This is a genomic window from Nocardia sp. NPDC051756, from assembly GCF_040681495.1.
In the GTDB taxonomy this organism is placed as follows: domain Bacteria; phylum Actinomycetota; class Actinomycetes; order Mycobacteriales; family Mycobacteriaceae; genus Nocardia.
In genome coordinates this window covers 1,019,980-1,035,367 of sequence record NZ_JBFAYV010000001.1, presented here as the reverse complement: position 1 = coordinate 1,035,367, position 15,388 = coordinate 1,019,980, and the positions used below count along the sequence as shown (strand labels likewise).

General features: G+C 68.5%; 12 protein-coding genes. 3 read left to right on the top strand and 9 right to left on the bottom strand.

Features of this window, described 5'->3' with window-relative positions; translation table 11 throughout:
- Position 1: 1 nt before the first annotated feature.
- From AB0M22_RS05130 to AB0M22_RS05115, 4 genes are all read right to left on the bottom strand, one after another.
- Positions 2 to 730: an anti-sigma factor gene (locus tag AB0M22_RS05130; protein WP_364721223.1), complete on the bottom strand. Its 729-nt coding sequence runs from the start codon at positions 728 to 730 to the stop codon at positions 2 to 4.
- Entirely contained in the window at positions 723 to 1,403 is a 681-nt protein-coding gene (gene sigK, locus AB0M22_RS05125; protein WP_364721220.1) for an ECF RNA polymerase sigma factor SigK, read from the bottom strand. The genes AB0M22_RS05130 and sigK overlap by 8 nt, the downstream gene beginning before the upstream one ends.
- A gap of 69 nt (positions 1,404 to 1,472) precedes the next feature.
- Complete coding sequence (locus AB0M22_RS05120) at positions 1,473 to 2,183, bottom strand: DUF5134 domain-containing protein (protein WP_364721217.1); 711 nt, start codon at positions 2,181 to 2,183, stop codon at positions 1,473 to 1,475.
- A gap of 95 nt (positions 2,184 to 2,278) precedes the next feature.
- A complete protein-coding gene (locus tag AB0M22_RS05115; protein ID WP_364721686.1) occupies positions 2,279 to 3,277 on the bottom strand; it encodes an AraC family transcriptional regulator ligand-binding domain-containing protein in 999 nt (332 codons plus the stop codon).
- Positions 3,278 to 3,534: 257 nt separating this feature from the next.
- Between AB0M22_RS05115 and AB0M22_RS05110 the strand changes: the two genes are divergently transcribed.
- Complete coding sequence (locus AB0M22_RS05110) at positions 3,535 to 4,263, top strand: SDR family NAD(P)-dependent oxidoreductase (RefSeq protein ID WP_364721214.1); 729 nt, start codon at positions 3,535 to 3,537, stop codon at positions 4,261 to 4,263.
- On the opposite strand, the gene AB0M22_RS05105 is transcribed toward AB0M22_RS05110, so the two are convergent.
- Complete coding sequence (locus AB0M22_RS05105; protein WP_364721212.1) at positions 4,264 to 5,895, bottom strand: acyl-CoA synthetase; 1,632 nt, start codon at positions 5,893 to 5,895, stop codon at positions 4,264 to 4,266.
- A gap of 129 nt (positions 5,896 to 6,024) precedes the next feature.
- Here AB0M22_RS05105 and AB0M22_RS05100 point away from each other — a divergent pair, with 129 nt between their 5' ends.
- Positions 6,025 to 6,537 (top strand): GNAT family N-acetyltransferase, encoded by a 513-nt coding sequence (locus AB0M22_RS05100; RefSeq protein ID WP_364721210.1) that lies wholly within the window; start codon positions 6,025 to 6,027, stop codon positions 6,535 to 6,537.
- Between the two features lie 96 nt (positions 6,538 to 6,633).
- On the opposite strand, the gene AB0M22_RS05095 is transcribed toward AB0M22_RS05100, so the two are convergent.
- A complete protein-coding gene (locus AB0M22_RS05095) occupies positions 6,634 to 7,857 on the bottom strand; it encodes an aminotransferase class III-fold pyridoxal phosphate-dependent enzyme (RefSeq protein ID WP_364721207.1) in 1,224 nt (407 codons plus the stop codon).
- Between the two features lie 175 nt (positions 7,858 to 8,032).
- On the bottom strand, positions 8,033 to 8,659 hold the full coding sequence (locus AB0M22_RS05090) for a Pr6Pr family membrane protein (protein WP_364721205.1): 627 nt from the start codon (positions 8,657 to 8,659) through the stop codon (positions 8,033 to 8,035).
- A gap of 127 nt (positions 8,660 to 8,786) precedes the next feature.
- On the opposite strand from AB0M22_RS05090, the gene hrpA reads away from it, so the two are divergent.
- Entirely contained in the window at positions 8,787 to 13,217 is a 4,431-nt protein-coding gene (hrpA, locus tag AB0M22_RS05085; RefSeq protein WP_364721203.1) for an ATP-dependent RNA helicase HrpA, read from the top strand.
- 84 nt (positions 13,218 to 13,301) lie between these two features.
- Here the strand turns inward: hrpA and nrdR are convergent, their stop codons facing one another.
- Positions 13,302 to 13,772 carry a transcriptional regulator NrdR gene (nrdR, locus tag AB0M22_RS05080; protein ID WP_150405879.1) on the bottom strand — a complete coding sequence of 157 codons (471 nt, stop codon included), beginning with the start codon at positions 13,770 to 13,772 and terminating at the stop codon, positions 13,302 to 13,304.
- A gap of 229 nt (positions 13,773 to 14,001) precedes the next feature.
- Positions 14,002 to 15,258: a hypothetical protein gene (locus tag AB0M22_RS05075; protein WP_364721199.1), complete on the bottom strand. Its 1,257-nt coding sequence runs from the start codon at positions 15,256 to 15,258 to the stop codon at positions 14,002 to 14,004.
- Positions 15,259 to 15,388 lie beyond the last annotated feature (130 nt).

Genomic DNA, 15,388 nt, shown 5'->3' with positions numbered 1-15,388 from the left:
CTCAGGGCAAGACCACCCCGGCGATCGGATCGGTGGTCGGCGCCTTGGATCCGCCGGCCGGTTCGACGGTGACCGCCAACGTCTCCCCCGACTCGAACGACATCACGAACGGCCTTGCCACCGAGGGTAATTCGGTGAACACCCCGGCCGACTGCGGCACCGGCTGCGTACCCGCGGGCACCAGCCACGCTTGATACACCCGCCCGGACGGCGGCGCGGCCACGCCGTCGAACGCCATCGTCGCCAGCCGCTGCTGCGCCGAGAACTCCACCACCACACTGCCGCCGCCGACCACCGGCTTGGACAACGTCCGCGCATCCGGTTGCCGGTGCACCTGCTCCGCCCCCGGCACCGAGGCCGGCTGGGTACCGATGCGGTCGGCGACCAGCCCGCCGCCGATCACCAGGCAGGCCGCCGCGGCCACCGGAACCACCCACCGCATCCGCCGCTGCCACGCGGACGGCAGCCGGTCGCGCCCGTCGTCGGGCAGCGCCGCCAGGATCCTTGCCTCCAGCTCCGGCGGCGGTGCGTGCGCGTCGAGCTCCGCGACCCTCGCCATCACCTCGTGCATCCGCTCGACGGTCTCCGAGAACGCTTGCCGCACAGCCGGATCGGCCTTTGCCAGCCGCTCCTCGATATGCCGCCGTTCGATATCGCCCACCGCGTCCAGCGCGCACGGATATGCCAGGTCGAGCAGTTCCGCGTCGGATCGCGGGAGTTGGTCAGCCATCGGCGCCTTCTACGGACAAGCACTTCTCCAGTCTCTTCAGCCCATCGCGGATGCGGGTCTTGATGGTCGGCAGTGGCACCGATAGATGGTCTGCGACTTCACGGTACGTCCGTCCGGAGTAGTAGGCGAGTGTGATCGCCTCACGCTGGGTCGCAGTCAGCGCGCCCAGGCAGCCGAGCACCTCCTGCTCCTCCATCCGCTGGGTCACCGATTCGGCGACGACGTCGTGGTCACGGCCCCCGTGCGAGTGGCCGTAGGCCAGGTCGCGAACCGCGGAGGCGGCGTCCGCGCGCACCCGGTCGACCGCGCGCCGATGCGCGAGCATCATCAGCCAGCCGATCGGGCTGGCCAGCGCGGCGTCGTACCGGTCGGCGGTCGACCACACCTGGAGGTACACCTCCTGGGTGACCTCTTCCGCGGCGGCGTGACTGCGCAGGATCCGCACGGTGAGCCCGAAGACCCGCGAGCTGGTGTGCCGATAGAACTCGGTGAACGCGGCACGGTCGCCGGTACCGGTTTCCCCGAGCAGGATGACGAGCCGGCGGGCGGCCAGGGCGGAGCGCTGTCGATCGAGTTCGCTGGGCAGCGGGCACAGGCGTAACAGGTCATCGCCTGCCCTGCCGACCGCCGTCTCGCCGGGCCGATGGGCTATCGCGAAACCGTGCTCTGTCATCGCCGAATCCGTGCCTGCATAGACAGGGGTTCGGTATGCACTACCTCATGGATTGGTCTGCGGCGCCGGTCAACTCGAAACTGCCGCAATCAGCATGTACGCGGTACCCAGGTCCATCACCACGTGCGGCACCATCGCCGAGCGTTGCCGCGGCCCGGTCAGCGCCGCGACACACCCACCGGAGCGCAAGAGAACACCCAGGTAGCCCGGCGTGTCGACGAACGGACGGCCGACCGCGAGCGCGACCACCAGCGCGTCCGCGGCGAACAGCGCGGCCAGCCCGAGCGCCGGAATCGGGGCGGGACCGCCGGAATGACCGGACATCGCGTGCCCGGACATGGCGTACAGCATGGCGGCGGCGGTTACCGCGTGATAACCCAGCGGCACGAGCCGCTCGGCCGGCGGCCGATCCGGCGCGCTGCGCCACTCCAGGATTCGACTCACCAACAAGGCCGCGAAGACCACGACCATCGCGGTGAGCACGCCGCGCACGGCCGGCGGGCTCGCGGCCGCGGGGAAGACCAGCATCGCGAGCATCACCAAGCACATGATCAGGTGCGCGGCGTCGGATTCGTGATATCCGGCGATCGATCTCGAGCCACCAGGAGGCGAATCCGCTTGCTGCCGAATCAGATCCGCCGAACCGGAACCTACCGATCCGGCACCTTCCACCAGCCGGGCAGGCGCGGCCAACCGCCCGAGCACGATCGCCCCCGCGATCAGAAACGCCGCCACCACCGACCACCGCAATGCGGCGTACTCCTGCACGAACTGCGCCACACCCCACCACCTCTCGTCGCGGCGACCGTGGACCTGCCCGTTCTATGCTCGCACCCGATAACCGCGGGGGTGCCCTTTTCGCCGGGCCCGCACGCTCAGTGCGGCACCGTCTGCCGGTATCGATCGACGGCCGAGCGCGCGAATCGCCCAGGCGACACGCCGCGCCACTGCTTGAACGCGTTCGAAAAGCTCGGCGCGCCCGAATATCCCATCCGGTAGGCGACATCCTCGACGGTCAGCCCGGTCGAGAGCAGTTCCTCGGCCAGGGTGCCGAAGGTTTCCGCGCACAGCTGGCGATAGGACGTGCCCTCCTCGGACAACCGGCGGCGCATGGTGCGCAGGCTCATGTGCAACCCGGCCGCGACGTCTTCCTGGCTGAGCCTGCCGTTCATCTGATGCATCAGCATCGACCGCACCGATCCGGCCACACCCTGGCGCAGCCCGCGCCGTTGCAGCAGGTCGTCGCACTGCTCCTCGAACAGCTGCGCGGTGAGCGGACTCGCCTGCGGCATCGGCTCATCGATGCCGGTGGCGTCGAAGATCGCGGTCTGTAGCTCCGCGGAGGCGCTGCTCGGGATCTCGAACTGGTCGAAAATCGGTGCCAGCCTGGGCAGTAGCCCGCCGGCCACCTCGACGCGCACCACCGGCGGCGGCACGCCGAACACCAGGAACCAATTCGTCAGCAGTGCGGACACATCGCGCTCGGCGAGGAAGCCGCGCAGGTCCTCGGGCAGCTCGCGGTCGTCGCCGTAGAGCCAGATCTCCTCGCCCCGGTAGACGTGCCAGGCGCGGGAGAACGAGGTCATCAGGCTGAAATACCGCATGGCGACATCGATGGCCTGCCGCATCGTCGGACTGCTGAGCACGGCCAGCGCGAACACGCCGAGGGTGGTGATGTGCGTGCGGGTGCCGGCTTCCAGGCCTAATCCGGGCTTGTCGTCGAGCAGCGTGACGAGATTGCGGACGATGCCGAGTTCCTGCGCGGCGGTGATCTCCGCTCCGGGTGTCTTCAGCACGCGTGGATCCAGCTCCGTGCCACGCAGGCACTGGTTTTGCGTGAGACCGTGATCCTCTCCCAGCTCGACAAGGATCACCGCGTGTGTCACCGACCGCCGCCACTCCCATGAGGCCACTCGTCCATCGTTGCTTGCTATGGCCGATATGCGCAAGGTTTCTGGCCGGAGATCGTAAGTTCCGCTCTCCCAAAGGGTTCGGATCGGCGAATAAAACCGTCCGACCGGTTCGATGTGTACCGCTTGGCCGGATTGCGCAAAGCCCTGACCCGATATCGCATGGAGAGCGGTCCAGCGACAATCTAGCGTTTGAACGAGACAAAGGCAGGCGAAAACATATGTCTCGAAAGACGCTCGCTGGCAAACGGGTCGCGATCACCGGGGGTGCGCACGGCATCGGACGCGAAACCGCCCTGGCGTTCCTGGTGGAGGGCGCCGATGTCGTCATCGGCGACGTGGACGTGGGTGCGGTCCGCGCGGCCGCCGATCAGCTCGGCAGAACCCACGGCGGCACGGTGATCGGGATGGCCCTCGACATCACCGACAGCGCGCGCTTCGGCGGCTTCCTGACCTGCGCCGAACGCAAACTCGGCGGCCTGGATGTCGTGGTGAACGCGGCCGACGTCATGCCGACCGGCCCGTTCCTCGCGGAATCGGAGGCCGAGTCGGATCTCCAGATCGATGTCAATCTGCGCGCGGTGATCATCGGAACCCGTTTGGCGGCAGAACGATTCGTCAGTCAGGGGCACGGGCAGATCGTGAACATCGGCACCGCGGCCGGGGTGCCCGCGGCGCTCGGCGTCGCGGTGTACTGCGCGACCAAACACGGCGTCGTCGGTCTCGGCGCGGCGCTGGATCAGGAGTTGTCGGGCAAGGGCGTCATCGTCAGCACCGTCGCGTCGGGCTCGCTCGCGGATCAGGAGGCGGTCGCCGACGCGGTCATCGATTGCGTCACGCATCGGCGCGGCGGCCTGATCAGCGTGCCACCGACCGGTGGCCTGCGGGCCGCGCTACGGCCGCCGGGCGGGTTGCTGCGACACCTGTTCAGCCGCAACGGGCAGCGCTGATCACAGCTCGCGCAGCACGCGTTTGAGCACCTTCCCGGTCGGGTTGCGCGGCAATTCATCGATGAACAACACATCGCGGGGCACCTTGAAGCGAGCCAGATGCGCCTTCACATGCTCGCGCACCTCGTCCTCAGCGAGCGAATGCCCTTCCCGCACAACGATCACCGCGCGCAGCCGTTGCCCATAGCGCTCGTCGTGCACGCCGAAGGCGCTCACCTCCTCGACCGCCGGATGCGCGGCGAGCAGTTCCTCGACCTCGTTGGGGAAGACGTTCTCGCCACCGGAGACGATCATGTCGTCGTCCCGTCCGTCGATGAAAAGCCTTCCCGCGCGGTCGAAGTGGCCGACATCCCCGGTCGACATCAGGTTGCCGATGCGCACCTTGTCGCCGCCGCCGGTGTACCCCTCGAACTGAAAGTTGTTGCCGACGAAGATCCGTCCGGTCTGCCCGGCCGGCAGCTCGGCACCGTCTTCATCGAGGATCTTCACCGTCGCGCTCGACACCGGACCACCCACGCACCCCGGCTCGACGGCCAGGTCGGCGGGGGTGGCGATGGTCGCGTAGGCCACCTCGGTGGAGCCGTACAGGTTGTAGACCACGGGACCGAACGCCTCGGTCACCTTGGTGCACAGGTCGGCGCCGAGCTGCGAACCGGCGACGAAGATGATCCGCAGCGCGGAGAAGTCATGTCCCGCACGAGCTTGCGGCCCCAGATCGAGCATCCGCTGCAACATCACCGGCACCGCCACCAAGGCGGTGACCCGATTGCGGTCCAGGCTGTCCAGCACGGCCTGCGGGTCGAAGCGGCGGCGGATCACCAGCGTCGAACCGAAACCCAGGGCGATGAACACATGCGCGAAACCGAGGGTATGGAACAGCGGCGCCGGGCATTCGGTGATCTCGCGCGCCCGGAACGGCACCTTGTCGAGGATCGCGCCGAGCGGGGCCAGCGACGTCGGCTCGCGGCGCGGCGCGCCCTTCGGGGTGCCGGTCGTGCCGCTGGTCAGCAGGACCACTTTCGCGGTGGTGGTGGCGCGCCGCGGGGTTGTGCGGGCCGCGCCGGCGATCAGGTTGTCCAGCGTGTCCACGCCGGGCTGCTCGGCCCAGGCGCGATAGCGGCCGCGGCGCGGGGTGAGCTCGCCGAGCACGTCGGCGTACTCCTCGTCGAACACCAGCAGATCGGCCCCCTCCCTGGCCACCACCTCACGCAGCTGCGGGCCGGCGAAATCGGTGTTGAGCAGCACGATTCGAGCCCCGCACTTGGCTGCCCCGAATACCGCGTAGTGGAAACCGCGATGATTGCGGGCCAGGATCGCCACGACCTCGCCGTCGCGCAGGCCGCGCGCCCGCCAGGCGTTGGCCAGCGCGCTGGTGCGGTCGTCGAGTTCGCGGAAGGTGAGCGAACCGAGTTCGTCGATGATCGCGGTGCGGTCCCGGTAGCGCTGGGCGGCGACGGACGGGATCGCGCCGAGCATGCCGTAGCGCACAACCGCCGCGCCGATCTTGGCCAGCCGGTCCGGCCGTTCCGGGGTCACCAACCCCGCGCGAACCGCCAAGCCGGCGTAATAGGTTTCGTCGACGGCGCGGCGAGCAGCGCCCGCCGCCAGCGTGGCGACCTTGGCAAGCTTCATGATTCAGAACCCCCTGGCCGGACAGCGGTGTCCGCCGAGCAAGTGCGGGCGAGTGCCCTCTCAGTAAAGCCTGTTCGATCGAGGTCCGTCGAGTGCGCGCGATTCCGCGCGGGAATGCATCATGGACAAATGTCTGGCAACACCGACCAGTCTGCTACCGCGGCTGCCTCCGTGACGAAGCTCGACCTGCGCATCGTCGTCGACGACCTCTCCGGACCGGAGATCGCCGTCCTGCTCACCGAGCACGTAGCCGAACTGGCCACCCACTCCCCGCCCGAGAGCACGCACGCCCTGGACCTCGATGCCCTGCGCCGGCCGGAGATCACCTTCTGGAGCGGATGGGACGGCGACACCCTGGCCGGCTGCGCCGCACTCAAGCGCCTGGACGACGAGCACGCGGAGATCAAGTCCATGCGCACCGCCGCGACGCACCAACGCCGCGGTGTCGCCTCGATCCTGTTGCGCCACTTGCTCACCGAGGCAACCGCACGCGGATATCGGCGAGTGAGCCTGGAAACCGGCACACCCGAGTTCTTCGTCCCCGCCCAAAAGCTATACGCCGCACACGGTTTCGAGCCCTGCGCCCCCTTCGGCGACTACCTCCCCGACCCGTACAGCCACTTCATGACGCGCACGCTCTGAGCCGCACCACTTCTGATTTCCCGCACCGGGATTCGCATGCGATTCCAGGTACGGGAAATCAGAAAGCGTGCGGGAAATCAAAGGGCGTGCGGGTGATCAGCCGAGGGCGCGGGTGAAGCCCTCGACCAACTCGTCGACCTGGTCGTCGGTCATGACGAACGATGGCGAGATCTGCATGGCGCCCTGGCCTGCCGCGCGGCTCGAAACGCCGTGTGCTCGCAGGGTTTTCACCATCGGCAGGCCCTCGGCGGGGTCGACGAGCTGGACCGCGGCGACCGCGCCGAGTCCGCTGCGCACCTCGGCGACGCGCGGGTGCTCGGCCAGCGGGGCGAGCTTGGCGTGCAGCGTGGCTTCCAGGCGGGCCGACTCGTCCAGGAGGTTCTCCCGCTCGACGATGTCGAGGTTGGCCAGGGCGGCCGCGGCGGCACCCGCGTGCCCGCCGTAGGTGTAGCCGTGCCGCCACCAGACGCCGCCGGCGAAGAACGGCTCGGCGATGTGCGGGGCGATGAACACCGCACCCATCGGGACGTAGCCGGAGGTGAGGCCCTTGGCGGTGGTCATCAGGTCCGGCTCCAGGTCGAAGCGGGACGAGGCGAACCAGGATCCGCCGATCCGGCCGAAGCCGGTGACGACCTCGTCGACGACGAACAGGATCTCGTGCTCGCGGCAGATGCGGCGCACCTCGGCGAGGTAGCCGTCCGGCGGCAGGTAGATGCCGCCCGCGCCGATGATCGGCTCGCAGAAGAACGCGGCGATGCGGTCGGCGCCGATCTCCTCGATGAGGGCGAGCAGCGACTTCGGGTCGTCCCATTCGATGGTGCGCGCGTCGGCCATGAACTCGCCGTAGCCCTCGCGGTTGACCGGGATGCCGGCCAGCGCGGTGCCCGCGACGTGCATGCCGTGATAGGCCTTCTGCCGGCCGACCACGATCGTCTTGTCCGGCTTGCCGAGCTCGTGCCAGTAGCGGCGGGCCAGCTTGGCGGCGGTGTCCACCGAGTCCGAGCCGCCGGAGGTGAAGAAGATCTTGCTGCCCGGCACCGGCGCCATCGCCGAGAGTCGCTCGGCGAGCTGCTGGGTGGCCGGTTCGGTGAAGTCGCCGAAGTTGGAGTAGTGCGCGATCTGGCGCAGCTGCGCGGCGACCGCGTCGGCGATCTCGCCGCGGCCGTGGCCGACGTTGGTGAACCAGAGCCCGGCCGTCGCGTCCAGGTAGCGGTTGTCGTCGGCGTCGTAGATGTAGGCGCCCTCGCCCCGGGCGACGACGAACGCGCCGTCCCGCTCGACCGCACCCATGTCGGCAAATCCGTGCCATAGCGAGTTCATGTGTCCACCTTTACCGGAGGAAGGTGTCGCCCTCCGAATCGCGGCGACGGGTTACCTGCTCGTCGATAACCTCAATACGCGCTACACCAGGCAAAATGCCACCGCACCTCGCGACCCTTATGGCCATCGACACGTCTCCGCCGGCAACGAACGGCCCTGGAGATCAACGTCGTGCTCATGGCGTTCGTAGCCGGGCCCGGCCACCGACGGCCGCGATAGCGACCGCCAGGAGGGTGAAAACGCCGGTGAGAACGATCAAGCCGATCGTGAGTGAGACATAGCCCTGTTGCCGCGGATCCAAGAACGGGTAGGGATACCAGTCGACGATCGGGCCGCGAATGAGGCTGTAGATGCCGTAGATCAGCGGATAGATCAGCCACAGACCGACCAGGCGCGGCGACAGGGCCAGCCGCTGCCGGGCCGGCACCAGCACCCAGTCCGCGACCATCACGATCGGCATCACCCGGTGCATGATGTCGTTGATCCAGCGATCGGTGAGCATCACATCGATATTGGCCAGTAGCACCGCGTAGACCACACCGGTGATGAGCAGATACAGCGCGCTCGCGCCGCGCACGATCTCCCAGCGGCGGCCGTGCGGGTCGAGCAGACCGCCGATCAGCAACACCAGCACGCCGAGCACATTCGACTGAATGGTGAAGAAACTGAAGTAGTTTCCCGGGGAGAACGCCGCCTCGTGCAGGTTGCGCAGCGGGATCCAGACCAGTGCCACGACCCCGAGCACACCGAAGGCGATCCGTAGACCGCGATACACCCAAGCCGTGCCCGAATCGGCGTCCATCGACCGATCCTCGCATATCAACCCCGGTTAACCGGGGAAATCCGGACACTCCGCACACTGTCGGCAACCCGGTCGGGCCGCCTGACGGAAATACCAGTTGCCGCCCTTCGCTACGCTTATGAATGCAATGACCAGGACAGCTGACACCGGACCCCCCGAGCTCCGCACCCGCCTGGCGAATCTCTCCCTCCGCGACGAATACCGGCTGCGCCGCCGGCTCGATCGGGCGCGCGGTGGCGACCTCGGCGAGGTCGAGGCCGAGATCGCCGCGGCCGAGCTCCGTATCGACGCGCGCCGGGCCGCCGTGCCGGAGATCCGCTACCCCGAGCAGCTGCCGGTCACCCAGCGCCGCGAGGACATCGCCGCCGCCATCGCCGAACATCAGGTGGTGATCGTGGCCGGCGAGACCGGCTCCGGCAAGACCACCCAGATCCCGAAGATCTGCCTGGAACTCGGGCGCGGGATCCGCGGCACCATCGGCCACACCCAGCCGCGCAGGCTGGCCGCGCGCACCGTCGCCGAACGCATCGCCGAGGAGCTCGGCACCGAGCTGGGCGACGTCGTCGGCTACACGGTCCGGTTCACCGACCATGCCTCCGAGCGCACGCTGGTCAAGCTGATGACCGACGGCATCCTGCTCGCCGAGATCCAGCGCGACCGGCTGCTGCGCCGCTACGACACGATCATCATCGACGAGGCGCACGAACGCAGCCTCAACATCGACTTCCTGCTCGGCTACCTCAAACAGCTGCTGCCGCGCCGGCCCGACCTCAAGGTGATCATCACCTCGGCGACCATCGACCCGGAATTGTTCGCCCGGCACTTCGCCGACGAGAACGGCACTCCCGCACCGATTGTCGAGGTGTCCGGCCGGTCCTACCCGGTGGAGCTGCGCTACCGGCCGCTGTCGCTGGAGCTGCCCGGCGCCGACGACGAAGACGACGAGGACACCCGGGTGGTCGACCGCGACCCGGTGGACGCCATCGGCGACGCGGTCGCCGAGCTGTTCGACGAGGGCGACGGGGACGTGCTCGTGTTCCTGTCCGGCGAACGCGAAATCCGCGACACCGCCGATGCTTTGCGCGATCTGAAGCTGCCGCGCACCGAGATCGTGCCGCTCTACGCGCGACTGTCCAGCGCCGAACAGCATCGGGTGTTCGCCGCGCATACCGGTCGACGGGTGGTGCTGGCCACCAACGTCGCGGAGACCTCGCTGACCGTGCCGGGCATCCGGTATGTGGTCGACCCTGGGACAGCACGCATTTCGCGCTATTCGATGCGCACCAAGGTGCAGCGGCTGCCGATCGAACCGGTCTCTCAGGCGTCGGCCCGACAGCGGGCCGGACGCTGTGGTCGCGTTGCCGACGGCATCTGCATCCGGCTGTACTCCGAGGACGACTTCGAATCCCGGCCCGCGTTCACCGAACCGGAGATCCTGCGCACCAACCTGGCCGCCGTCATCTTGCAGATGACCTCGCTCGGGCTCGGCGATATCGAGAACTTCCCGTTCGTGGAGGCGCCGGACAAGCGGGCGATCCGCGATGGCATCGCGCTGCTGGAAGAGCTCGGCGCACTGGGCCGCCGGACGAGCAACGACCCGGAATCCGATGCCGGACTCACGCTCACCCCGATCGGGCGCGACATGGCGCAGCTTCCGGTCGATCCGCGGATGGCCCGCATGCTGGTGGAAGCACACAGCAGCGGGAATCTGGCCGAGGTGCTGATCATCGTTGCGGCCCTGTCGATTCAGGACGTGCGCGAGCGCCCCGCCGACAACCAGCAGGCGGCCGACACCAAGCACGCGCGATTCATCGTCGAAGGTTCGGACTTCCTGGCCTACCTGCGCCTGTGGGACTACCTGAACGAGCAACGGAAGTCGCTGTCATCCAACCAGTTCCGCCGGATGTGCCGCGAGGAATTCCTGCACTACCTGCGTATCCGGGAGTGGCAGGACCTACACGGCCAGCTGCGCACCATCACCAGGGGACTCGGCTGGTCGGCAGACGCCGGGCCGGATCGCACTGACGGAGCAGACGACTCGACGCGCGCATCGGAGCAGCCCGGCCGTCGTTCGCGCCGTGGCCGGGGCCGCAACCACAACACACCAAACGGACCCAACTCACCGCAAGGCACCGAAGATGGCTCGGGCCGCGAGCAATCGGGCGACCGCGCGGGCAATTCGCAAGGCAGACAGCCCGGATCATCGCGCGACACCGAGAACGGTTCACGCCGTGGACAAGCTCGCGGCGAAGGCGAACTGGGTGGTGAGCCGGACTCACGGCGGGACGCTGACGATCGTTCGCGCCGCGGGCGATCGAGTGGCAAGTCCGCTCCGTTGTCCGCCGAGGGCCGACCGACCGGTGACGGTGCTGGGGGCGCAGCCTCGAGCGCGAACCGGCAGGATGCCAATGCATCTCGCGGTGGTCGGGCAGGTGGCTCGAAGCGCGGTCGCGGCGGCGCGGCGCAGAATGCCGATGCCTCGACGCTCGAATCCGATGACCTGCCGTGGGATTCCATCGGCATCCATCAGGCCCTGCTGGCGGGCATGCTTTCCCACATCGGGCTGCGCGAGGCGGAATCGCGGGAGTTCCTCGGCGCGCGCAACGCGAAGTTCATGATCTTCCCCGGCTCGTCGCTCGCGAAGAAGCCGCCGCGTTGGGTGATGGCCGCGGAGTTGGTCGAGACGTCGCGGCTGTGGGGCCGGATGGCGGCCAAGGTGGAGCCGGAGTGGGCCGAGCGGCTCGCGGGCGATCTGGTGAAACGCACCTACTCCGAACCGCATTGGTCCGCCAAGCGCGGCGCGGCCAGTGCTTACGAGCGCGTCACCCTGTACGGCATCCCGCTGGTGACCGGCCGGCAGGTCGACTACGGCCGGATCGATCCGGAGCTGTCGCGCGAACTGTTCATCAGACACGCACTGGTGCAAGGCGAATGGCAGACCCGCCACGATTTCTTCCACCGCAACCGCGAATTGATCGACGACGTCGCCGATCTGGAGCACCGTGCCCGCCGCCGCGACATCCTGGTCGACGACGAGGTGCTGTTCGAGTTCTACGACAAGCGCCTGCCCGCCGACATCGTGTCCGTGCGGCACTTCGACAGCTGGTGGAAGAGCGCGCGCCGCAAAGACCCGGCGATGCTGGACTTCTCGACCTCGACGGTGGTCAACGCGGGCACCGCTGCGTTGGATCCGGCCGCTTTCCCCGATGCCTGGCGGCAGGGTGAACTCAGCTTCCCGCTGACCTATCAGTTCGAGCCGGGCAACGAGGAAGACGGTGTCACCGTTCGCATCCCGGTCGAGCAGTTGGCCCATGTGCGGGCCGTCGGCTTCGACTGGTTGGTGCCGGGCATGCGCGACGAGCTGGCCGCGGCGTTGATCAAGACGCTGCCGAAGGCGTTGCGGCGCAGCGTCGTTCCTGCTCCGGATTTCGCGGCGGCGGCGCTGGCCGCGCTCACTCCACGCGCGGAACCGCTGCGGATCGGACTGGCGCGGGAACTGTCCCGACTGGGTTCGATCACCATCGACCCGACCGACCTGGACACTGCCGCACTACCGGATCATCTGCGGATGACCTTCGCCGCCGTCGACACCGCCGGAAAGGTACTGGCCCGGAGCAAGAGTCTCCCAGCGCTGAAAACCCAACTGGCCGAACAGGTTTCCGCCTCGGTTGCCCGCGCGACCGCGGGCGCTGAGCGACCGCCCGCAGCCGCGTGGACATCGGAATCACTCGGCACGGTGGAACCGACGGTCCGCCGCGAGGTCGCCGGCCAAACCGTCACCGGCTATCCCGCCCTGGTCCCCGAGGGCGACGGCGTGGCGGTCCGAGTGCTGAGTTCCCCTGCCGCCCAAGCCACCGCGATGCGGGCAGGCACCCGCACCCTCGTGCTGAACGCGCTCCCGACCTCGGTCCGCACGGTCACCTCCAGCCTGCGCCCGACGGATCGCCTTGCGCTGACCCAGAATCCGTACGGCTCACTGGACGCACTGATCGAGGACTGCCGTGCCGCCGCCGCCGACGAACTCATCGCCGCCGCGGGCGGGCCGGTGCACAACCCCGACGACTTCACGGCGCTGGTCGCCAAGATCCGCCCCGACTTCGTCTCCGCCGTCGCTCAACTGGTCCGCCTGGTGGTACCGATTCTCGCCGAGGCACACCGGGTTTCGGCGGCGCTGGCCGAAACCTCCGAGCGCGACATCGCCGACGACGTGCGCGACCAACTGGACAACCTGGTCTTCCGCGGCTTCGTCTCCGAATGGGGCAGCACCCGGTTACGCGAACTCCCCCGCTACCTGCAAGCCGCCGTCGTCCGCCTGGAAACGCTGCCGGCCTCCGCCGTCCGCGACCGTCAGGGCATGATCGAACTCGACCGCGCCCTCACCGCCTACGACCGCCTGGTCAACTCCCTTCCGGAGAACCGGCGCAACGCCCCGGCAGTCACCGAGATCTGGTGGATGATCGAGGAATTCCGGATCAGCCTGTTCGCCCAGAAACTCGGCACCCCATACCCCGTGTCGGTCAAGCGCATCGAACGCGCCATCGCCGCCATCCGCCGCTGACCCACCCGCACCACTTCTGATTTCGCGCACCTGGAATCGCATGCGATTTCCGGTGCGGCACATCAAAAGGCGTGCGGCTGTTGCTTATTCGACTGCGACCGCTGCGGCCTCGCGCGCGCTGCGCATCTCTTGGATCTCGCGCTCGAAATCCGCTGCGGAGGTGAAGGACCGGTAGACGGAGGCGAACCGGAGGTAGGCGACCTCGTCGAGATCGCGCAGCGGGCCGAGGATGGCCAGGCCGACCTCGTGGCTGGGCACCTCGGGGGAACCCTTGGCGCGCACCGCGTCTTCCACCTTCTGCGCGAGCAGGTTCAGGGCGTCGTCGTCGACCTCGCGGCCCTGGCAGGCGCGGCGCACGCCGCGGATGACCTTTTCCCGGCTGAACGGCTCGGTGACGCCGCTGCGTTTGACCACGGACAGGATCGCGGTTTCTACCGTGCTGAACCGCCGCCCACAGTGCGGGCACGCGCGGCGGCGGCGGATGGCCGCGCCTTCGTCGGCCTCGCGCGAGTCCACCACCCGGGAGTCGGGGTGTCGGCAGTACGGGCAATGCATCCGGGAGATCCTTCGTCGATGCGCGCGCTCGCGGCCGGCCCGGCAACCGATCGGGGTGACCGTCCCGGCGAGCACGTGTACAGGGGCCTAGACCCCGGCACCAGGTAAACCTCAGGCGATATGCGGAATACCTGCATAGCACTTCGAGGATACCCGTCCGGGTACTCAGGTTGTCCCACTCACCCTTTACCGGCGGGCGATGGCCCCGCAATCGCCGCCCACGGCCGGACTATTCGACGACCTGCCACTGCGAGGTCAGGTCCGCGATGAGCTCGGGCAGGCGCGGAATCAGGCGGCCACGGGCGAGTTTGTTCCAGAACGACTCGCCGAGCACGGCCGGCGCGAGCGCGGGATTCAGTTCCATATCGATATGGCGCGGGACCAGGTCGCCGGTGATGTAGGTCCAGCGGGTGTCGCGGTCGGCCCAGTTGAAGTCCGGCAGCGGCGTGCGCAGGGCCAGGGTGCGTCCGCCGATATCGGCGCGGACGGTGGCCGGGGCGAACACACCCGGGGCGCGGACGCCGGGCACGGCGGGTTTGCCTGCGATGGTGCTCACATAGGTGAGGACCCGGCCGATCGGGGCGCGCCCGGACGAGGTCGCGTCCCACTGGTCGGCGATCACCCGGTTCTGCTCGCGGTCGGTCATCCGGATCAGCGCGTCGATCTTGCCCTCAGCGGTGCCCGCGGCGATGGACTGCCACGCAGTGTGGACGTCGGCGTCGAGCACGCCCGCGTCGTACATCTCGTCGATGCCACGCATGCCCAGCGCGACGTACGCCTCGTGCATCGGGACCAGGTCGGTGAAGATGTGCTTCTGCATGATCATCAGCCGGGTCTGGTACCAGGCGACGTCCTCGGCGGTGAGCCGCGAGCCTTCGGCGGCCAGCAGCCGGATGTCGGCGGGCAGTTCGCGCACCAGTTCCGGCGGGGTGCCGCGCAACAGGTCGGCCACCGCGTCGCCGAGTTGATGGATGCCCGGCACGTCGAGCACCACGCCGACGTCGCTCATGTCGAAGAATCCGGAGGCGAACGAGCCGCCCGCGATGCCGGCCAGCCCGGCCCAGTAGAACTCCGGGTGCTGGGTGGTGAGCCGCAGGTAGTTGACGTACACCTGGTTGAACGTGCGCTCGTTGGCGTGCACGCCGCGCGCCGGATCCCAGGCCGCGAGGTCGATGGCGGCGTTGCGGGTCGCGACGACCAGCCAGTACTGGTGCAGCAGGGTCGCGTAGCGGCGGGGCGACACGCCGTCGGCGCGAGCTTCGTCGAGCGCGGCGGACAGGGTCGATTCGTCCAGTGGGAGAGCCGGATTCAAGCCGCCGCCGCCCGCGCCGTCACCGTTGACGGATGGCAGGTCCAGGTACTCCGCGTAGGCGGGCGCCGCCTGGGCGGCCGGGATCGAAGCGAACCCGAAGACGAGACAGAGGGCGAGCCCGACGATTCGGGCGAGCAGCCGGGTGGGGCGTGCGGCGGTGGCGAGGTGCGTCATTGCTAGCTGTCCCGAACTCGTCGATGGGCCAAGGCCGTGTCTGGCAAAGAGCTTTGCCAGATCACGTTTTCAGCACACTAGCAACATGTTCTAGTCGACGATCAACAAATTCGGTCACTTCGCGACCGGC